Genomic DNA, 19,424 nt, shown 5'->3' on the forward strand with positions numbered 1-19,424 from the left:
TGCCTTTCTCCTTCTCGATGTTTATTTCTACTTATAAGGGACGTTTCAATGTGGCTGCTAGTTCTCGCTTATCTGGGCGGCGTGCTGACTATCGTCAGCCCGTGCATCCTGCCGGTTCTGCCTTTTGTCTTCGCTCGCACCGGGCAGCCGTTTATGCGCAGTGGCTTGCCGCTGTTAGCGGGGATGGCGGTGACGTTCGCCCTGGTGGCAACGCTGGCGGCGGTGGGCGGCGGTTGGGTGGTGCAAGTCAATCAATACGGTCGCTGGCTCGCGTTGCTGTGCGTTGCCCTGTTCGGTCTGACGCTGCTGCTGCCGCAACTGTCGGAGCGCCTGACACGGCCCCTGGTAGCCGCCGGCAGTCGTTTGTCGCAAGCCGCGGGCGTCGATGCCCAACCGCGGCCGGGCGCCTCGTTTCTGATCGGCGTGGCCACCGGCCTGCTCTGGGCACCTTGCGCCGGGCCGATCCTCGGGCTGTTGCTCACGGGCGCTGCGCTGCAGGGCGCCAGTATCGGTACTACCTTGCTCTTGCTGGCTTACGCCGCCGGTGCTGCCACCTCCCTGGCCTTGGCATTGCTGGTCGGCGGTAAAGTCTTTGGTTTCATGAAGCGCTCCCTCGGCGCCGGTGAATGGCTGCGCCGTGGCCTCGGTGTGCTGATGCTGGCCGGCGTGGCTGCCATCGCCCTGGGCCTGGATACCGGCGTGTTGTCACGTTTGTCGACGGCTTCCACCAGTGGGTTGGAGCAACGTCTGGTCGACCGCCTCAACACACAACCCGAGCAAAAAACGCAGGGCGCGATGGTAATGGCCGCCAACCACACCGACAGCCTGCCGGTCGAAGGTACGTTGCCGCCGCTGGACGGCGCGGTGCAGTGGCTCAACAGCCCGCCATTGAGCGCCGAAGCCTTGAAAGGCAAGGTCGTGCTGGTGGATTTCTGGACCTACTCCTGCATCAACTGCCTGCGCACATTGCCGTACGTCAAAGCCTGGGCCGAGAAGTATCACGACCAGGGGCTGGTGGTCATTGGCGTACATGCCCCGGAATTCGCCTTTGAACGGGATGTGAATAACGTCACCAAGGCCATGCGGGACCTGGGCATCACCTACCCGGTGGCGATCGACAACAACTACACGATCTGGCGCGCCTTCAACAACCAGTACTGGCCGGCGCATTACTTTGTCGATGCCAAGGGCCAGGTCCGTTATCACCATTTTGGCGAAGGTGAGTACGCCGAGTCGGAACGGGTGATCCAGCAGTTGCTGCGTGAAGCCGGGGCAACCCATGTTGCCGGGGGCTTGATCGAGGCCGACGCCAAGGGCGTGCAACGGGCGTCGGACGTGAACGAGGTGCAGTCGCCGGAAACCTACCTGGGCTTCCAGCGCGCCGAGCACTTCGTCAAGTCCGGCCCTCTGGCCCTCAACGACTGGACCCTGGGCGGCCAATGGAACATCGGTGGCCAGCAGGTCACGCTCGATCAGGCAGGCGGGCATATCGCCTACCGTTTTCATGCCCGTGACCTGCACCTGGTGCTGGGGCCAGGCGCGGATGGCAAGCCGGTGCGTTTCAAGGTCACCGTCGACGGGCAGGCGCCGGGCGATGCTCACGGCTCCGACGTGGCACCGGATGGCAGCGGCACCGTGACCGAGCAACGCTTGTACCAGTTGGTGCGCCAACCGGGTGCCGTGCAGGACCGTACCTTCAGTATCGAGTTTCTCGACCCGCATGTGGCGGCGTACGCCTTTACGTTCGGCTGAACTGCAACCCGATCAATGGGGCAGGGCACAAGTCCCTCCCTCCGGGTTGACCGCGTTTATTCAATTGCAACGGAGTGAGTTTGATGACACTGCTCAAATATTTGCCCGCTCTTGCTTTCGCCGCCTTCATCGGCCAAAGCTCGGCCTTTTCGTTGGGCGGCGCTGAAAATGCCGTGATGATTGCGCCGCCTGCCCTGGACCTGCCGGCGTCGGGCAGCCTGCAAACGGCGGTGTTCGCCGGTGGCTGTTTCTGGGGCGTGCAGGGTGTGTTCCAGCATGTGCAAGGCGTGACGAACGCGGTGTCCGGCTACGACGGCGGCGCCGCGAATACCGCCGGCTATGAATCGGTCAGCGAAGGCGACACCGGCCACGCCGAATCGGTGCTGGTGACCTACGATCCGAGCAAGGTCAGCTACGGCAAGTTGTTGCAGATCTACTTCTCGGTGGCCCACAACCCCACCGAACTGAACCGCCAAGGCCCGGACAGCGGCACCCAGTACCGTTCGGAAATCTTTGCGCAGAATGCCGAGCAGCAAAAAGTCGCCCTGGCCTATATCGCGCAGTTGAACGCCGCAAAAGCCTTCGATAAGCCGATCGTGACCCAGGTGGAAACGGGTAAGCCGTTTTACCCGGCAGAGGCCTATCACCAGGACTTTCTGACCGAGAACCCGTCTTACCCGTACATCGTGATCAATGATCTGCCCAAAGTGGCGCAGTTGAAGAAACTGTTTCCCGACCAGTATCGCGCCGAGCCTGTCCTGGTAAAGAACCAATAGCCGCTGCTCAGACGACTTCCAGGTACGAGCTGTGAATCGCCCGCGCCAACTCGCGCACGGTGTCGATAAAGTCCGTCAGGCGGCTGTGCAACCCGTCTTCAAGGATTTCATCGATACCGGTGTAGCGCAGCCGCGCCTCGAACTCCGCCGCCAGGCGCTGCGCCGTGCGCCCATAACTGCCGGGCAGGTCCGCCAGGATATGGTTCAGTTCCTCGATGCACGCATGCAGCGAGCGTGGCACATCGCTGCGCAACAGCAGTAACTGCGACACCGAGCGTGCATTCAGCGCATTCGGGTACAGCTCGGTATAGGCCTCGAACGACGACAACGCGCGGAGCAGGGCGCTCCACTGGTAATAACCGCGTGCCGACAGGTCACTGACTTCTTCCGACTCTTCGCCAAACATCTCGTAGCGCGCATCCAGCAGGCGCAAGGTGTTGTCCGCGCGCTCGACAAAGGTGCCCAGGCGGATAAACCGATAGGCGTCATTGCGCATTATGGTGCCCGACGTCGCTCCTCGGAACAGGTGCGAGCGCTGCTTCACCCAGTCACAGAAGTGGCTGATGCCGTGGCGTGCCAGGCCACCGGCGGCGATGCTGCGCATTTCCAGCCAGGTAGCGTTGAGGTTTTCCCACATGTCGGCGGTGATGCGCCCGCGCACCGCATGCGCATTGCCCCGGGCCGCGCGCAGGCAGTTGTAGATGCTGGCGGGGTTTTCCGCGTCGAGGGCGAAGAAGTGCAGCATGCGTTCGGCGTCCAACTGCTTGTGGCGTTCGAGATAGCTGTCCAGGGTGCCGCTGCTGAGCAACGACATCGCCAATTCGTCCAGGCCATCGCTGCGCCCGGCCTGGGGCATCAACGACAGCGAATAACTGACTTCCAGCATGCGCGCCAGGTTCTCGGCGCGTTCCAGGTAACGGGACATCCAGTACAGATCTGCGGCGGTTCTACTCAACATACTCAGTCCTCCACCACCCAGGTGTCTTTGGTACCGCCGCCCTGCGACGAATTGACGATCAGCGAGCCTTCCTTCAACGCCACGCGGGTAAGGCCACCGGGCACCAGGCGGGTTTCCTTGCCCGACAGCACGAATGGGCGCAGGTCGATATGCCGTGGCGCGATGCCGTTTTCGACAAAGGTGGGGCAGGTGGAAAGGCTCAAGGTGGGTTGGGCGATATAGGCGTGGGGGCGGGCCTTGATGCGCTGGCGGAAGTCTTCGATCTCGGCGGCCGTCGAGGCCGGCCCCACCAGCATGCCGTAGCCGCCGGACCCCTGGGTTTCCTTGACCACCAGCTCGGCCAGGTTGGCCAGCACGTGGGACAGCTCATCCGGCTTGCGGCACTGGAAGGTCGGCACGTTTTGCAGGATCGGTTCTTCACTCAAGTAGAAGCGGATCATGTCCGGCACATACGGGTAGATCGACTTGTCGTCGGCCACGCCCGTGCCAATGGCGTTGGCCAGTACCACGTTGCCCGCGCAGTACGCCGCGACCAGGCCAGGTACGCCCAGCATCGACTCCGGGTTGAAGGCCTGCGGGTCGAGGAACGCGTCGTCGATACGCCGGTAAATCACGTCCACGGCCTTGGGACCGTCGGTGGTGCGCATGAACACCTTGAGGTCGTGCACGAACAGGTCGGCGCCTTCGACCAGTTCCACGCCCATTTCCCGGGCGAGGAACGCGTGTTCGAAGAACGCGCTGTTGAAGCGCCCTGGCGTCAGTACCACCACATTGGGGTTGTCCAGGCGGCTGGAGCTTTTCAGGGTCTTGAGCAGCAGGTTGGGGTAGTGGTCAACCGGCGCAATACGCTGCTTGGCGAACACTTCCGGGAACAGGCGCATCATCATCTTGCGGTCTTCGAGCATGTAGCTCACGCCGCTGGGGGTGCGCAGGTTGTCTTCGAGCACGTAGTAGGTGCCGTCGCCATCGCGTACCAGGTCCACACCGGAAATATGCGAGTAGATGCCTCGGTGCAGGTCCAGGCCGACCATCGACTGCTGATAACCCTCGTTGCCCAGTACTTGGTCCGCCGGGATGATTCCGGCCTTGATGATGCGCTGGTCGTGGTAGATATCGGCAAGAAACAGGTTGAGGGCATTGACGCGCTGGATGCAGCCGCGTTCGATCACGCTCCATTCACTGGCGGGGATGCTGCGCGGGATGATATCGAAGGGGATCAGGCGTTCGGTGCCTTGCTCGTCGCCGTAGAGGGTGAAGGTGATCCCGGCGCGATGGAACAGCAGGTCAGCTTCGCGACGCCTCTGGGCCAGCAGGTCGGGCGGCGTGTTGGCCAGCCAGCGCGAGAACTCCTGATAGTGCGCACGGCACGCGCCGTTTGCGTCATTCATTTCATCAAAGAAAGATCGAGCCATTCCAGTACCTTGTCAGTGCCGAGTAACGCTCGGATGGCACTGCCGCTTCAAAAAACGCATTTTTATAAGGCCGTGGCGCAGAGTGCCAACGGGCCTGGTCCTTACTTTCTTATGGGGTCGGCTCTGGGTCGGGGGGTAACGAAAGCTCCTTTAGACGAGCGCGGCAGTGGGGTGATGAAAGGGTTAAGCAAAGCCTGTGCCGAAACGGCAGGCAGCGAGCGCACCTGCCTGGGCAGCGGCGCGGACGAGCGTTTGAGCACCGCGCACGCCGGCGCGAACAGCCGCGCTCGCTGCCAGGGCAGGCGGCGTGCCAAATTGGTGCATGACAATACTTGAACTTCACCGTCCCACGATTCTTCTAAAGAGACTCGACACCTTATGGAGCACCCCATTGCCCAGAATCATCTCGCCCGATACGCCCGAAGCAGCCCTGACCGATCACAGCGAACACAACGCCAAGATCTTCGGCTCGCCCAAGGACCGCCTGGATTTCTATCGCCGGGAGATACAATACGAAACCAGCATCCTCGCCAACCGCACCGATGCTTACCTCACTGCGCAGTCATTTCTGGTGATCGCCTTCGTCTCGGGCATGGGCAACCTCAATCCCGAGTGGGGCAAATTGTTCACCCTGGTAGTGCCGGTGTTCCTCGCCGCCCTGGGCGTGCTCAGTTCGTTGAACGCCTGGCCGGGTATCCGCGCCGCCTATGAAATCATCGACCATTGGCACTACAAGCAGAGCGAACTGCTGCGTAGCGAACCGGTGATGGGACTGGCCTACGATGATTCGCCGCTGTTCTGCGAGACGGAGTCGTCGCACAAGGGCTACCGCAAGTCGTTGCTGTTTTCGATGCGCGCGCCATGGCTGTTCATGGTGTTCTGGGTATTACTGGGCGCCTATTCGATCTACATCCAGGTAGACAACCCTGTGTCTTGAACCGATGGAACTTCATCGCCCGAGGCGCGACCTTAACTCTACCCAGGTGATATTTTTCCAAGAGGTGACCCATGAACACACACAAACAACCTGCCAGCGGTGCCGACGCTCCCAAGGACCCTACGCCGGCCAAAGACCCCAAAGCCAAGGAAAACGACTACAGTCCAGACTTCAAGCCGGAGCGCGAGCCCAAGCCTGAAACCGATGCCGACATCGATACCCCGGGCGGTTAGAGGAAACAGTCATGTCAAATCACCCTGATGAAGAACCCAACGACCCAGGCAATGAAGATCCTGGGTCGTTGATGGATGATGCTCAAGTGCCACTGACGGAGCCGGATGAAGCGCAGGATGAGGGCAATACAGACGATCAGGATTGATCCTGTACAGGTCAGGCATTGATCCAGGAGTGTTCGGCACCAATCCTGACTTTGAACGTGTGGTGAAGCGGGTAGTAATGCTGCTTCAGTTTATCCAACTGTTTGCCCAGGGTTTCAGGGGGGACGATGCCCTGCCGGATGTAGTACTGGCGGACATCGTTTTCGATGTTGACTATCGGGCCGTGTGATTCGAGCTTTCCATTGACCAGCCTCGACTCCTTGGTGATGCCATCAAAGCCCAAGTCGTACATGTCAGGTCGTTTCGACTTGAGGACCTGATTGAACAGCGTTGGACCGACAGTCTCAAAAATCTTCCTCTCGTAAGTATTGAATTCGGGTGTGTATTGCACCCGGCCGTCTGCGCCCTTGCTCACTGTGGGCCGGTTCGCGGCAAAGTAGGGTTTGTTGGAGGCGAAGCGCTGTTTCATTTCGTCGATCATGGCGGTGATGACCGGGTTCCCAGCCTGCGTGCCGAAGTTGCTGGTGTTATAGAACGGTTTATAGTCGGTAAGGCTGTGGGCAACCGGTCTGTTGAGCAGCACATCACTCGCGCCGGCATTTACCCCATAAGTGCCGACCTTTGCCTGGATCACATCATCCGTATCGAGATAGAACCCGCCGTATTTGTTGACGATGGGGTACCTCGCAACGTCTGAAGCGGCAGCCAGGTTTTTCCCTTGCCCTTGTCGAAAGTAGTCGTACATTTCGTCGCCTTTCAACTGTTTGAATACGTCATCCTCGTGAAGGTTCTTCACTTCCAGACCCGGGGCCTTGGTTTCCAGGGTGTGTTTTATCTTTTGGAAAATGGCAGGCGTATCGGCATCCACGTGCAGGATGGACTTGTACCCGGGGGCCTGGGTGGCATTGTTGACCAGGGTGTCCATCAGCTTGGGGGGGATCTCCTGGCCCGCCCAGAAATAGTGAAGGTTTTTGGGGATCGGCTTGATATCGTTCGGGACCTTCACGGCCGAAGGCGGCAGGACATCAACGAACGAGTAATTATGTGCGTCTGCCTTTCTGGCTTTTACGAACTCGTTGAACGGTCCTCGTTGCCACTTGCCTTTACCGCTTCGCCAGAAGTACGCCGGGTTGAGCGGATCGACACCGGTGGACAGATTGCTTTCTTTCCAGGCTCCCGCCGAACTGTCGAAGATGACGTTATGCGCCACGCCCTTGTAGGTGAGGGTGAACGGGGTTGTCGAATTTTCCACGACTTTAATGTCGTCCATAGGCACGACATACGTGCTGTCGCCCAGTTTCCACCGCAAGGGGATGTCACTCGTGCCGCCCAGCAAACGCGCAGCCCTGGTGGCGGGCTCCCACCCTGAAGCCCCCAGATCCTTCACAGGAATATCAGGCCCCGTGCCCTTGGGATGCTGGATGACACGTTGTCCTTCCTTGAGCCGGGACTTGTAAAGCATTCCATCGACCTTCACGTATTCATTTTGGCCACGGCCCACATAGACATTGCCCTGTAGGCCCTTGGCCGCCAGTTCGTCGGCAGCGATGTACTTGGCTTCATAACCCAAGAGGCCCGTGTCCAGGGGCCGCACCTCATTGCCGGCCGCGATGCGGTCAGGAACGAAGTCTTTCAAAGGCGCCCCGAAGGGTTGTTTTTTGATCGCATCGTATCGGTGCCAGTTGCCTTGAAACATGACGGCTATGCCTTCCACCGTCTCGTGTCCAGCCTTGAACCGTCCTTTCGCCGCCAGGCCATGTTGCAGGCCGGCGGTCTTGACCGCATCAGCGCTGCCTATTGCTTGCAAACTGTCGGGGGTGCCGGCGCCGGGAGAATCAGCGATGAAGTTATCCAGCGGTTTGCCGAAGGCTTGCCGGGTGCGAGGGTCAAAGGCGTACCACTGGCCTGACGCCTCATCGAGTTTGGCCAGGGCTTTGTTTTCAACCGCGCCATTGAGTGCCTTGTAGGTGCCTTCGGCGACGTCCGGCTTTTTGGCCAGCTCAAGCAAGTTGACGCTACGCTGAGCGCGCAGCTGCCTGACGCCGTGGTACGAGACGCTGGCCAACTGCTTGCCTGCATGCCAGGCGCCGCGCGCCAGGTCATCAAGGCCACTCAATGGGTTCAGCGCGCCCACCGTTGCCCGGCCAATGATCTTGCCCACATGGCCGACTTTCGAAAGGCTTGACGCTCCCGCGATAAAGCCTTTGGCACCTTTGAGCGCGCCACCCACACCGACGGCAAAACCGAACAGATCAACAATGACTTCAACGAGGCCTTCCTTGAGGTTGCCGTTGATGATGTTCTCGATCCCTGACTTGAATGGAATCAGGCCCGTGACGATTTGCTCGATCTTTTCGTGCAGCGGTACTTGAGTATCGAAGGTGGTGGCCCCTTTGGCGTAGCGCTCCACCTCGGGCAGATGCAGGTCGTCGAGCACCGCATCCACGATGTACCGGGTCCTGGCACTGTTGAAACTGTCGGGCGCGCCTCGTGCATCGGTTGTCTCATCCCTGACAGCTGCCGGGTAGTCACCCGCAGGTTTGATCACGTCGTAGCGCTTGCCGGGGTGAGGGAGAATGCCGCTGGTAGGCGCGTATTCGTGATAGGTCTGCCCGGGCCGGCGGGTGATGGTGCCCTTGGTCCGATCAATCGCATAGTGCATGACCTTGCCGTTGTACTCGGTTTCCACCAGCAGTACGCCGTCTGCCACTCGCAGCGGATGATCCGCCCTGTGGTAGCTGATTTCCTTGCGGATCGTCATTTTCCCGAACTGCAGATGCTGACGGTCCTCCAGCGGCAGTTTAGCCAGCAGGAGTTTGTACTGCGCCGCCGTGGTTTTCTTCAACGCATTGGAAAAGCCGGAGAATTGTTGCTCGAACAGCTCCTGTGGACGCGGCAGGCTTTTCAGCCGTTCGCGAACCTCATCGAAGTTGAATGCGCTGGATGAAGAAACCCAGGCGGCCGGCGTTTCATCAGGTTTCTGTTCGTTCTCCCTGGTTTTGAACAAATTGGTGAACTGGCGCGCTTCCTCGCTCCAGAAATCCGCGCGGTTCGGTGTCCAGAACAACGGTCGTCCATCGATGTAGCTGTCCAGTAGCGAATAAGGCCCTGGCAATCGTTTGTGGGCGGGCTGCACGGTGATGCATTTTTCATCGAACAACTTGGGGTCCATGTGCGGCAGGGCTTTTTTCAACTGCTCCAGTGCAATGGCCCGAGTGGTCGGCAGTGCCCCGAGGTCTGTTTGCGCCGCCTCTTTCAACTCGTTGATCTGGGCTGTGAACGCCTTGCGCACTTCGGCCATGGCCGCCTCGGTCGAGGGATATGCCTGGCCGTTGGCGACGGCCCAGGCCTTGAGTGCGTTGGCCTGGGCGGCATACTCCGTGGCGCTTTCCTCATCGCTGACCGGTGCGGTATTGCCTTCAAGCATGATCTGCGCATAGCTCATCGCTGCCGTCGCCCCTGGCGCCTTGGCTTCAATGCGCGCAACCACGGTGGCAAAGCTGACCCAACTGTGGGTTCCCGGGACGATCGTGTCGGGGATGCCCCGGACCCGGAATTCCGGTGCCAGCCTGGCCAGTATCCAGTGCGCCTGGAGCATGGCTGTTTCAGGAGAGGATGCCTTTCCACGGGCAACCAGATGATTGACCAGCTCCTTGAAAACCATGGCGGCGGTCTTGCCCACATTTTCCGGCGAGACCAGGCGATAACCTTCAATCTTCAAACCGTCTCCAGCGTCGCTATCCACTTGCAGATTCAACGCCGCCAGCAACCAATCGGTGCCGGTGCCCTTGACGCCGCGCTGCGCAAATACGGCTTGGATGGCTTCCCCCAGGGCTTTCCCCCTGGGGGAATTGATCAATGCCTCAATCAGCAGGCGCGGATGGCTGAGTTCGTCGGCAGAGATCGGCCGGTTGTCCAACAGGTAATCCAAGGCATTGGTGAACGGGCTCAGCGTGACGCTGCCGAACGTGCCGCCGCGGATATCCGCCTTGAGCTGTTGCAGGCTTTCCTCGTCAAGCCACCTCAAAGCTCCAGCGAGGTTGCCATGTACAGCGGCCTTTGGGGTGGGCGTGGAGAGGGCGGTTGCCAGGTTGACCAGCTCTTCGTGACTGTCGGGCAGGTTCAACCCATGGTCCGTGAGGTATTGCGACAGCGCGACGGTGTTCGACGTGCCGTGCTTTGACGGACGGTAGGCACTGTCGGATGACAGGTTGAGTGTCCTGGCCTTGATTTCATCCGCAATCTGCCCGCTGTGCGCGCTGCCATTTTCGACGGACGCCGCCAGGTGCCGGAGTTCGCTGGCAGCGCTGTAGCGGTTTTCGATATCGCCGATAAACGCTTTTTGCGCCTGGAGTGCTTCCTCGCTTCGCGATTGGATCACCTGTTTCGAGATGCCTGGGTCGAGCGGGGTGAACCCCTGGTTTCTGTCGATCTCTTTCGCGCGTTCACGCAGCGCAGGCCCGGTGAGGTCCTGCGGTTCGTTGTAAAACCGGCCGATCAACCACCAGGGAACCGGCTCATCTGAAAGACTGGCCGGTGGCTTGAACGTTGTATCGGCGTGGCCCGCGGCAATAACCCTGGCGGCATGCAGAACAGGGCCACTGATAGCCGCCCAGCGCGCATCGTCCTGCCCGACCGTGTGGAGTTTCTGTGCGGGATCAAGCGCGCGCTGCAGCGAAAAAGTAATCTGGCCCGACGTTGGGTTGAGCCTGATCGACGTCGTATCGATGCCTTTGTCCCGGACCCACTGACGCACGTCGGGTGACTGAAAGGCGTCATGCAACTGCGTCCACCACTGGCCAAAGGTCGAGTGCGAGGGAATATTGCGCAGCGTGATGTTTCGCTCCCGATTGGCCGCCCGCAGCAGCGCGCTGTGATACTCCGTTATTGCAAGCTCACGATCACCTTCGGCGCGTGAGCCTTCACGCTGGGTCGAGGGTGCAGGCAACCCGCGCGTTTGCCCGGAGAGCGGCTGCGGATTGGCGGTGGCCAGGGCGAGGGGAAGGCGATGTGGCGTGACATTGGAAAGCGAAACGCTGGTCATGAGAACTGTCACCTGAAAGGGGTGGATGACGCCCGGAATCAACGACTACCGTGGCATTGTCCGTGTGTCGCGATGGGCGCCATTTTGATTCCGCCCCTCGCTCGACAGCTCCTTTACCTTGTGTTTCCACTCGCACGCCTGGGCTTCACTCTTGTGCATTTGAGCGACTGTCGAGTTTGATCTATGTTGACCGCATCCTTGCGTTTGCACCCAAACGCTCCAGCGCTTTTTCTACTTGAAGAGAGACTCAGGCATGCGGTTTTCCCCCTTCGTTAAGCGAATTGCAGGGCAGGGCGTGGCTGCCTGGGACATTCACCATGCCGCGTTCGACGCCGCCAGCCAGGGCGAAGACATCATCATCCTCAGCGTCGGCGACCCCGATTTCGCCACGCCTTCCTTCATCACCGAGGCCGCCGTCGGCGCTTTGCGCGAAGGGGATACCCACTACACAGAGATCCCCGGCCGCCAGACCTTGCGCGAGGCCGTAGCGGCGCGCTACAGCAAAAGCCTGTCGCGCGCCCTGGGCGCCGAGAACGTCATCATCGTGCCCGGCGCGCAAAACGCGTTGTTCATCAGTTCACTGTGCCTGCTGCAGGCCGGGGATGAAGTGCTGGTGCTCGACCCGATGTACGTCACCTACGAAGCCACGCTCAATGCCAGCGGGGCGACGCTGGTGCGGGTACCGTGTTTGCCGGAGTCGGGGTTTCGCCTGGATGCGCAGGCGCTCGCCGCCGCGATCACCCCACGCACCCGGGCGATCTTCTTTTCCAACCCGAACAATCCCACTGGCGTAGTGCTGGACCGCCAGGAGCTGCAAGCCATCGCCGACCTGGCCATTGCCCATGACCTGTGGGTGGTGGTCGACGAGGTTTACGAAAGCCTGGTGTTCGACGGCCACTACCACAGCCTGGCCGCGTTGCCGGGCATGGCCGAGCGTTGCATCGTGATCGGCAGTTTGTCCAAGTCCCATGCCATGACCGGTTGGCGCATCGGCTGGATCATCGCCGCGCCGCAGATGGTCCTCCACGCGCAAACCCTGGTGTTGAGCATGCTCTACGGGTTGCCTGGGTTTGTGATGCAAGCCGCTACGGCGGCGGTGTTGGCCCATGATGACGTGACCCACAGCATGCGCGAGATCTACCGGCGTCGACGGGATTTGGTGGTGGCCGGGCTGAGCGCTTGCCCGGGCATCAAGGTGCAGGCCCCTCAAGCCGGCATGTTTGTGCTGGTGGATGTCCGTGGCACCGGCCTCAGCTCACTGGATTTCGCCTGGCGATTGTTCCGCGAAGCGGGCGTGTCGGTCCTCGATGCGGCGGCTTTTGGTGAGCCTGCCCAAGGGTTTGTGCGCTTGTCCTTCACCCTTGGCGAAGAGCGTCTGGCCCAAGCGTGCCGACGTATCGCAGGCTTTGTGGCCAAGCTGGCCGATGAGCCCCCGGCATTTGTCGGCAAGCCCCAGGGTTCGGTGGTGGCCACGTTCAAAGGTGCGTGATTACCCGACAGCACAGTGACCGGTGGCCGGCCCCGTAGGGGCGGCTTCTGGCCGTTCAATATTGCAGAAATTGCACCTTTTTCGCTTGGTGAAACGTTTAACCAAACGATAAACGGCACACGCAAGCGCTTGCGTAAAGAAATGTATCTGATCTAGAGTCGGGGCTATTCGACAACAAAAATAATAAATCCAGGAGCTCAGCCATGAGCCTTGATCCCTTGCTTGAGATGCAGGGCATCAGCAAAACCTTCAATGGTTTGCGGGTGCTCAAGAATGTCGGCCTGAAGGTCTACCCCGGGGAAATTCATGCCCTGATGGGCGAGAACGGCGCCGGCAAGTCGACTCTGATGAAAATTCTTTCCGGCGCTTACCAGGCCGATCCAGGCGGTGAAATCCGCATCGACGGCCAGCCCGTCGCCTCCTTCGACCCCGCCACCGCCAAGACCCTCGGCATTGCCGTGATCTACCAGGAACTGAGCCTGTGCCCGAACCTGAGCGTGGCCGAGAACATCTACCTGGGCCGCGAACGCCGGCGTGGCTGGACGATCGACCGCAAGGGCATGCAGGCGGGCTGCGTCGAGGTGCTGCAACGACTGGGCGCCGAGTTCAAGCCCTCCACCCGCGTGAGCAGCCTGTCGATTGCCGAGCGTCAACTGGTGGAAATCGCCCGTGCGCTGCATGCCCACGCCAGGATCCTGGTGATGGACGAACCCACCACACCGTTGTCGTCCCGCGAGACCGACCGCCTGTTCGCATTGATCAAACAACTGCGCAGCCAGGGCCTGGCGATCATCTACATCAGCCACCGCATGGCGGAAATCTATGAGCTGTCGGACCGGGTCTCGGTGCTGCGAGACGGCCAGTACATCGGCGAATTGACCCGCGAGGCGCTGTCGGCCGAGGTGCTGGTAAAAATGATGGTGGGCCGCGACCTCTCGGGCTTCTACAAGAAGGAACACGCCGCTTATAACCCAGGCGATGTGGTGATGCGCGTGCGCGACATGGCGGATGGCAAGCGCGTGCACGCTTGCAGCTTTGACTTGCACGCCGGCGAAGTACTCGGCATTGCCGGGCTGGTCGGGGCAGGACGCACAGAGCTTGCGCGACTGATCTTCGGTGCCGACCCACGTACCAGCGGCAGCCTTGAAGTGGTCGGCAAAACCGTGACCCAACTGCGCACCCCGGCGGATGCCATTCGGGCCGGCGTGGTGTACCTCACCGAAGACCGCAAGGCCCAGGGGCTGTTCCTCGACATGAGCGTGGCCGACAACATCAATGTCTGCGCCTGTGTGCCGGATGCCCGCGCCGGTGGCGTGCTCGATCGCGGTCGCGCAGCACAGCGCTCTGCCGATGCGATCAAGTCACTGTCGATTCGCGTGGCGTCGGGCAAGGTCAATGTCGGCGCGTTGTCCGGCGGCAACCAGCAGAAGGTGCTGCTGGCACGGCTGCTGGAGGTCAAGCCGCATGTGCTGATCCTCGACGAACCAACGCGGGGCGTGGACATCGGCTCCAAGTCGGAGATCTACCGCATCATCAATCAACTGGCGCTGGCGGGGGTGGGCATCGTGGTGATTTCCAGCGAGCTGCCGGAAATCATCGGCACCTGCGACCGCGTGCTGATCATGCGCGAAGGCGAGTTGGTGGCCGAAGTCGGCGGGGCTTCCGGCCACGCCATTTCCCAGGAACGTATTATTGACCTCGCCACTGGTGGCGATCAGGTGGCTGCCCATGGCTGAATTGACGGTTACAACAACGGATAAAACCGAACGCGTGCGTGAACTGATGCGCACGGTGGGCATGTTGCCGGTGCTGGTCTTGCTGCTGGTGGGCTTTGCCCTGGCCAGTGAGAACTTCCTCACCGTGCAGAACCTGTCGATCATCACCCAGCAGGCTTCGGTCAATGTGGTGCTGGCGGCAGGCATGACCTTTGTGATCCTGACGGCGGGTATCGATTTGTCGGTCGGTGCGATTCTCGCCGCATCCGCCGTGGTCGCCTTGCAGGCGTCGATGTCGCCGCAGTTCGGCATGTTCGGAATCGCCGCGGGTATCGGTTTCGGGTTGTTGCTCGGACTGGTCAACGGTGGACTGATTGCCTTCATGCGCCTGCCGCCGTTTATCGTCACCCTCGGTGCACTCACCGCTATGCGTGGCCTGGCACGTTTGCTGGCGGACGACAAGACCGTGTTCAACCCCGACCTGCCGTTCGCGTTTATCGGCAATGACTCGATCCTCGGCGTGCCGTGGCTGGTGGTGATCGCCGTGGCCGTGGTCGCGCTGTCATGGTTCATCCTGCGCCGCACGGTGATGGGCGTGCAGATCTACTCGGTGGGCGGCAACCCGGAGGCGGCTCGGTTATCGGGAATCAAGGTGTGGAAGGTGCTGCTCTTTGTCTATGCAATGTCCGGCGCACTGGCCGGGCTAGGCGCGGTGATGAGCGCTTCACGCCTGTTTGCCGCCAACGGCCTGCAACTGGGCCAGTCCTACGAGCTGGATGCAATCGCCGCGGTGATCCTCGGCGGCACCAGTTTCACCGGTGGCGTCGGTACGATCGGCGGCACATTGATCGGCGCGCTGATCATCGCGGTGCTCACCAACGGCCTGGTGCTGCTGGGGGTGTCGGACATCTGGCAGTACATCATCAAGGGGATCGTGATCATCGGCGCGGTGGCGCTCGATCGTTATCGCCAGTCCGGTGCGCGGACCTGATTTCACTCACACAACAATCACAAGAGAGACCGGCATGAACTTCAAACGAGTGTTTCCCGTCATTGCCTTGGCTGCCCTGATGTCCCAAGCCGTCGAAGCCCGTGAGCTCAAGGCCCTCGGCATCAGCATGGGCTCCTTGGGCAACCCGTATTTCGTGACCCTGGCCGACGGGGCCACGGCCCAGGCCAAGGCGATCAATCCCAGCGTCAAGGTCACCTCGGTGTCGGCCGACTATGACCTGAGCAAGCAATTTTCCCAGATCGATAATTTCATTTCGTCCAAGGTCGACTTGATCCTGCTCAACGCCGTCGACCCATCGGCCATGGCGTCGGCGATCAAGAAAGCCCGTGACGCCGGGATTGTGGTGGTGGCGGTGGATGTGGACGCCAAGGGCGTGAATGCGACCGTGCAGACCGACAATGTCGAAGCCGGCAAGCTGGCCTGCCAGTTCCTGGTCGACAAGCTTTCGGGCCAGGGCAACGTCATTATCCAGAATGGCCCGCAGGTCACCGCCGTGACCGACCGTGTCAAAGGCTGCAAGGCGGCGTTGGCCTCCGCGCCGGGTATCAAGGTGCTCTCGGACGATCAGGACGGTAAAGGCTCGCGCGAAGGCGGCTTGAACGTGATGCAGGGTTACCTGACGCGCTTCCCGAAAATCGACGGGCTGTTCGCGATCAACGACCCGCAGGCCATCGGCAGCGACCTGGCGGCCAAGCAACTGAAACGCAGCGGCATCATCATCACTTCGGTGGACGGTGCGCCGGATATCGAGAACGCGTTGAAGAGCGATACCCAGATCCAGGCGTCCGCCAGCCAGGACCCGTGGGCCATGGCCCAGACCGCGGTGAATGTGGGCAACGACATTCTCAATGACAAGGCCCCGGCCAAAGCGGTGACCCTGCTCACGCCGAAACTGATCACCCGCGACAACATCAGTACGTACAGCGGCTGGTCGAGCAAACATTGATCGACTGAGAAGGTGCAGCGTCGTGGTCACCATGGATGACGTGGCAAGCCGGGCGGGGGTGTCGACCTCGACCGTCTCCCACGTATTGAACGGTACGCGCAAAGTCAGCCCGAGCACGGTGCAGGCGGTACAGCGCGCCATTCAGGAGTTGGGTTATATCCCCAACACCCTGGCGCGTTCCCTGGCCCGCTCCAGCACCAGCACGATTGGCGTGGCGATCTCGGCGCTGTCCAACCACTATTTCAGCGAAACCGTGCATGCCATCGAAACCGAGTGTGCCAAGCACGGTTACATGATGTTGTTTGTCGACACCCACGATGATCCGGAGCAGGAGCTGCGCGTGGTCACGGCGCTGCATCATCGGCGGGTTGACGGGATGGTGCTGGCGCCCTCGAACGGCTCCAAGGCGCTGGACTATCTGCGCGCCAACCAGATTCCCACGGTGCTGGTGGACCGCATGATGAGCACGCAGTTTGACCAGGTCGGGGTGGAGAACGCCCAACCGACCCAGGCCCTCATTGAACACCTGATCGCCCATGGCCACCGCCGCATCGGCTTCATCGCCGGGCGCGAGGGCTTCAGCACCACGGATGAACGGGTGGCGGGTTATCGCGCCGCATTGCACGCGGCAGGGCTGGCGTTTGATCCGCAATTGCTGGTCAATGGCGGCTCCAACACGGAACCTGCGCGCAGGGCCACGGCGCAGTTACTGGGTTTGGCGGCGCCGCCCACGGCGATCATGGCCGGTAATAACCTGATGACCCTGGGCGCCATGCAGGCGTTGCGTGACGCGCAGATTGAGGTGCCCGGGCAGATGGCCCTGGTAGGTTTCGATGATTTTGACTGGGCGGATTTTTTTGTGCCGCGCCTGACCTTGATCGCCCAGCCGGTGCAGGCGCTGGGCGCGCGTGCGGTCGACCTGCTGCTGCAACGCATGGCTGCGCCCGACGCACCGACCCAGAGCGTGCGGATGGCGCCCACCCTGCAACTTCGTCATTCATGTGGCTGTATTGGATTGGAATAACCCCCGTATGAGCAATCCTGTTTCCCTCGGCATAGACCTCGGCACCTCGGAGCTCAAGGCGATCCTGATGGACGCCGACGGCGTCGTACTCGCCCATGCCGGCGTGCGCTTGAGTGTGTCGCGGCGTCACAGCGGCTGGTCCGAACAGGCGCCGCAAGCGTGGTGGCAGGCCTGCGTGCAGGCGCTTGAGCAGTTGCGTGCCCATGAAGCCTATGCCCGCGTGGCCTGTATCGGCCTGTCGGGGCAGATGCACGGCGCGGTCTTGCTCGGGCAGGACGACCGCGTGTTGTACCCGGCGATCCTGTGGGATGACTCACGGGCCGTGGCCGAGGCCGAACAACTGGGCAGCGATTTTGCCGAAGTGACCGGCAGCCTGCCCATGGCCGGGCTGACCGCCCCCAAGCTGCTGTGGCTGCAACGCCATGCGCCTGAGGTATTCGCAGCGATTGATTGTGTGCTGTCACCCAAGGATTACCTGCGATTGCGCTTGAGTGGCGAGCGTATCAGTGACATGTCCGATGCGGCCGGCACGCTCTGGCTGGACGTGGCGCAGCGTGAATGGTTTACCCCGATGGTGCGAGCCACGGGCCTGACGCCGCAACAGTTGCCCAGACTGGTCGAAGGCGGTGCCGCGAGTGCCTGGTTGTCGGCGGCGACGGCGAGCGAGCTGGGGCTGCCACCTGACGTGGTGATCGCCGGCGGCGGCGGTGACAACCCGGTAGCCGCCGTGGGCATTGGTGCAATCCACGCCGGCGACGGTTTCATCACCCTGGGCACCAGCGCGGCCATTGTCGCAATCACGGATCACGCAGCCGGCAACCCGGCCAGTGCGGTGCACAGTTTTTGCCATGCCTTGCCCAATCGCTGGTACACCATGGGCGCCATGCTGGCCGGGGCGAGTTGCCTGCGCTGGGTCACGCGGTTGACGGGCATCCCGGATGAGCAAGCCTTACTGGATCAGGTCCAGGCGCAATGGCCGATCGAGCAGCCCGTGCCCGTGGATATGCCGCTGTTTCTGCCGTACCTGGCGGGTGAGCGCACACCCCACAACGACCCGCTGCTGCGCGGCGGCTTTATGGGCCTGGGCCATGACTGCACACCCGCCATGCTCGGTTACGCGGTGATGGAAGGTGTGGGCTTCGGCTTGCTGGATGCGTTGCACGCGGTGCAATCGGCCGGCGCCCAGGTCGAGCGCTTTGCCTTGGTCGGTGGCGGGGCGCGCAGCGAGTATTGGGCACAGCTGCTGGCCAATATTGTGCAGCGGGAAGTCTTCACGCTGCAGGGTAGCGAATTGAGTGCGTGTATAGGGGCGGCGAAGCTGGGGTTCCTGGCGATCGGGCAGGGCGACAAGCTGTTGGAGACCGGCATGCCGGTCAAGGCGCGGTACTGGCCTGACCTGACGCGACAGCCGCTGTTGAGCCTGCGATATCGCAAGTTCCAAGGGTTGCTGGCGGCCGCCAAGGCGCTGCATAGCGTCAATCAGCCAAAGGCGGCAAACGTCGTTTGACCGGCGTTTTCTTGACGATGGCCGTGTTGGTTTCGGCATAGGCGTTGAGCCGGTCGAGCAGGGTGTCCAGTTGTTCCATGGTGCGTACGTGCAAACGGGCGATAAAGCAGTCATCACCGGTGACCTTGTCGCACTCGGTGAACTCGGGAATGGCCTGGATCTGCCGCTCCACTTCCTGCAATTTGCCGGGCAACGGGCGGATACGCACGATGGCCTGCAGCAGGTAGCCGAAGTGCCTGGGGTCGATGTCGACGGTGTAGTGCGTCAGTACGCCGCGTTCTTCAAGACGGCGCAGGCGTTCGCCGACGCTGGGCGATGACAGGCCGGTGACGCCCGCCAGGGCCTTGAGGGACAGACGCGAGTCGTCCATCAAGGCGGCGATCAGTTGCTGGTCGATGGTGTCAATCATGAGGTTGGCCTAATAAGTAAAGGTGATTAGGGTATTTCGCCTTTTTTAGTCGCTGGAGCCGCCATCAAGCAGATTGCCATAATTGAGCCTCACTTGAGGAGCCTC

The 19,424-nt window shown here is 61.3% G+C and carries 14 protein-coding genes and 1 pseudogene; 11 read left to right on the forward strand and 4 right to left on the reverse strand.

Going from position 1 to position 19,424, the window contains the following annotated elements; all coding sequences use genetic code 11:
- Positions 1-48: 48 nt before the first annotated feature.
- Positions 49-1,752, forward strand: a complete 1,704-nt coding sequence (locus M5B97_RS00005) for a cytochrome c biogenesis protein DipZ (protein ID WP_248730314.1) — start codon at positions 49-51, stop codon at positions 1,750-1,752.
- 83 nt (positions 1,753-1,835) lie between these two features.
- On the forward strand, positions 1,836-2,528 hold the full coding sequence (msrA, locus tag M5B97_RS00010) for a peptide-methionine (S)-S-oxide reductase MsrA (protein WP_248730315.1): 693 nt from the start codon (positions 1,836-1,838) through the stop codon (positions 2,526-2,528).
- A 7-nt stretch (positions 2,529-2,535) separates the two neighbouring features.
- Here the strand turns inward: msrA and M5B97_RS00015 are convergent, their stop codons facing one another.
- Together M5B97_RS00015 and M5B97_RS00020 are read right to left on the reverse strand one after the other, a co-directional pair.
- Positions 2,536-3,486 (reverse strand): alpha-E domain-containing protein, encoded by a 951-nt coding sequence (locus M5B97_RS00015; RefSeq protein ID WP_123718275.1) that lies wholly within the window; start codon positions 3,484-3,486, stop codon positions 2,536-2,538.
- A gap of 2 nt (positions 3,487-3,488) precedes the next feature.
- Entirely contained in the window at positions 3,489-4,898 is a 1,410-nt protein-coding gene (locus tag M5B97_RS00020) for a circularly permuted type 2 ATP-grasp protein (protein ID WP_123718276.1), read from the reverse strand.
- Positions 4,899-5,289: 391 nt separating this feature from the next.
- On the opposite strand from M5B97_RS00020, the gene M5B97_RS00025 reads away from it, so the two are divergent.
- The 3 genes from M5B97_RS00025 to M5B97_RS27600 all read left to right on the forward strand — a co-directional run bounded on the left by M5B97_RS00025 (position 5,290) and on the right by M5B97_RS27600 (position 6,214).
- Positions 5,290-5,835 (forward strand): hypothetical protein, encoded by a 546-nt coding sequence (locus tag M5B97_RS00025; protein ID WP_123718277.1) that lies wholly within the window; start codon positions 5,290-5,292, stop codon positions 5,833-5,835.
- A gap of 71 nt (positions 5,836-5,906) precedes the next feature.
- The gene (locus M5B97_RS00030) at positions 5,907-6,068 is read left to right on the forward strand and encodes a hypothetical protein (protein ID WP_167659621.1); all 162 of its coding nucleotides are present in this window, start codon (positions 5,907-5,909) and stop codon (positions 6,066-6,068) included.
- Between the two features lie 11 nt (positions 6,069-6,079).
- Positions 6,080-6,214: a hypothetical protein gene (locus M5B97_RS27600; protein ID WP_283100813.1), complete on the forward strand. Its 135-nt coding sequence runs from the start codon at positions 6,080-6,082 to the stop codon at positions 6,212-6,214.
- Between the two features lie 11 nt (positions 6,215-6,225).
- On the opposite strand, the gene M5B97_RS00035 is transcribed toward M5B97_RS27600, so the two are convergent.
- A complete protein-coding gene (locus M5B97_RS00035) occupies positions 6,226-11,217 on the reverse strand; it encodes a glycosyltransferase (RefSeq protein ID WP_248730316.1) in 4,992 nt (1,663 codons plus the stop codon).
- 253 nt (positions 11,218-11,470) lie between these two features.
- On the opposite strand from M5B97_RS00035, the pseudogene M5B97_RS00040 reads away from it, so the two are divergent.
- From M5B97_RS00040 to xylB, 6 genes and pseudogenes are all read left to right on the forward strand, one after another.
- Positions 11,471-12,628 (forward strand): annotated as a pseudogene (locus tag M5B97_RS00040) (aminotransferase class I/II-fold pyridoxal phosphate-dependent enzyme); the annotation flags it as partial.
- A gap of 281 nt (positions 12,629-12,909) precedes the next feature.
- The gene (locus M5B97_RS00045) at positions 12,910-14,442 is read left to right on the forward strand and encodes a sugar ABC transporter ATP-binding protein (protein WP_248730318.1); all 1,533 of its coding nucleotides are present in this window, start codon (positions 12,910-12,912) and stop codon (positions 14,440-14,442) included.
- Positions 14,435-15,412 (forward strand): ribose ABC transporter permease, encoded by a 978-nt coding sequence (locus M5B97_RS00050; RefSeq protein WP_134657200.1) that lies wholly within the window; start codon positions 14,435-14,437, stop codon positions 15,410-15,412. Before M5B97_RS00045 ends, M5B97_RS00050 begins: the two co-directional genes overlap by 8 nt.
- Before the next feature lie 34 nt (positions 15,413-15,446).
- Positions 15,447-16,379, forward strand: coding sequence for an ABC transporter substrate-binding protein (locus tag M5B97_RS00055; RefSeq protein ID WP_248730319.1), 933 nt, complete (start codon positions 15,447-15,449; stop codon positions 16,377-16,379).
- Positions 16,380-16,401: 22 nt separating this feature from the next.
- A complete protein-coding gene (locus M5B97_RS00060; RefSeq protein ID WP_248730320.1) occupies positions 16,402-17,403 on the forward strand; it encodes a LacI family DNA-binding transcriptional regulator in 1,002 nt (333 codons plus the stop codon).
- Positions 17,404-17,410: 7 nt separating this feature from the next.
- Positions 17,411-18,910: a xylulokinase gene (xylB, locus tag M5B97_RS00065; RefSeq protein ID WP_248730321.1), complete on the forward strand. Its 1,500-nt coding sequence runs from the start codon at positions 17,411-17,413 to the stop codon at positions 18,908-18,910.
- Here the strand turns inward: xylB and M5B97_RS00070 are convergent.
- Entirely contained in the window at positions 18,879-19,319 is a 441-nt protein-coding gene (locus tag M5B97_RS00070) for an Lrp/AsnC family transcriptional regulator (protein ID WP_248730322.1), read from the reverse strand. The two genes, xylB and M5B97_RS00070, sit on opposite strands and share 32 nt — an antisense overlap.
- Between the last annotated feature and the right edge of the window lie 105 nt (positions 19,320-19,424).

Origin of the sequence: Pseudomonas sp. MWU13-2517, assembly GCF_023242545.1 — a bacterium.
In the GTDB taxonomy this organism is placed as follows: Bacteria; Pseudomonadota; Gammaproteobacteria; order Pseudomonadales; family Pseudomonadaceae; genus Aquipseudomonas.

Excerpts from the sequence above, each read along its gene's own strand:
- M5B97_RS27600 (WP_283100813.1), top strand. The coding sequence starts at position 6,080 with ATGTCAAATCACCCTGATGAAGAACCCAACGACCCAGGCAATGAAGAT.
- M5B97_RS00050 (WP_134657200.1), top strand. The coding sequence starts at position 14,435 with ATGGCTGAATTGACGGTTACAACAACGGATAAAACCGAACGCGTGCGT.
- M5B97_RS00055 (WP_248730319.1), top strand. The coding sequence starts at position 15,447 with ATGAACTTCAAACGAGTGTTTCCCGTCATTGCCTTGGCTGCCCTGATG.
- M5B97_RS00020 (WP_123718276.1), bottom strand. The coding sequence starts at position 4,898 with ATGGCTCGATCTTTCTTTGATGAAATGAATGACGCAAACGGCGCGTGC.
- M5B97_RS00030 (WP_167659621.1), top strand. The coding sequence starts at position 5,907 with ATGAACACACACAAACAACCTGCCAGCGGTGCCGACGCTCCCAAGGAC.
- xylB (WP_248730321.1), top strand. The coding sequence starts at position 17,411 with ATGAGCAATCCTGTTTCCCTCGGCATAGACCTCGGCACCTCGGAGCTC.
- M5B97_RS00045 (WP_248730318.1), top strand. The coding sequence starts at position 12,910 with ATGAGCCTTGATCCCTTGCTTGAGATGCAGGGCATCAGCAAAACCTTC.
- M5B97_RS00015 (WP_123718275.1), bottom strand. The coding sequence starts at position 3,486 with ATGTTGAGTAGAACCGCCGCAGATCTGTACTGGATGTCCCGTTACCTG.
- msrA (WP_248730315.1), top strand. The coding sequence starts at position 1,836 with ATGACACTGCTCAAATATTTGCCCGCTCTTGCTTTCGCCGCCTTCATC.
- M5B97_RS00035 (WP_248730316.1), bottom strand. The coding sequence starts at position 11,217 with ATGACCAGCGTTTCGCTTTCCAATGTCACGCCACATCGCCTTCCCCTC.
- M5B97_RS00070 (WP_248730322.1), bottom strand. The coding sequence starts at position 19,319 with ATGATTGACACCATCGACCAGCAACTGATCGCCGCCTTGATGGACGAC.
- M5B97_RS00005 (WP_248730314.1), top strand. The coding sequence starts at position 49 with ATGTGGCTGCTAGTTCTCGCTTATCTGGGCGGCGTGCTGACTATCGTC.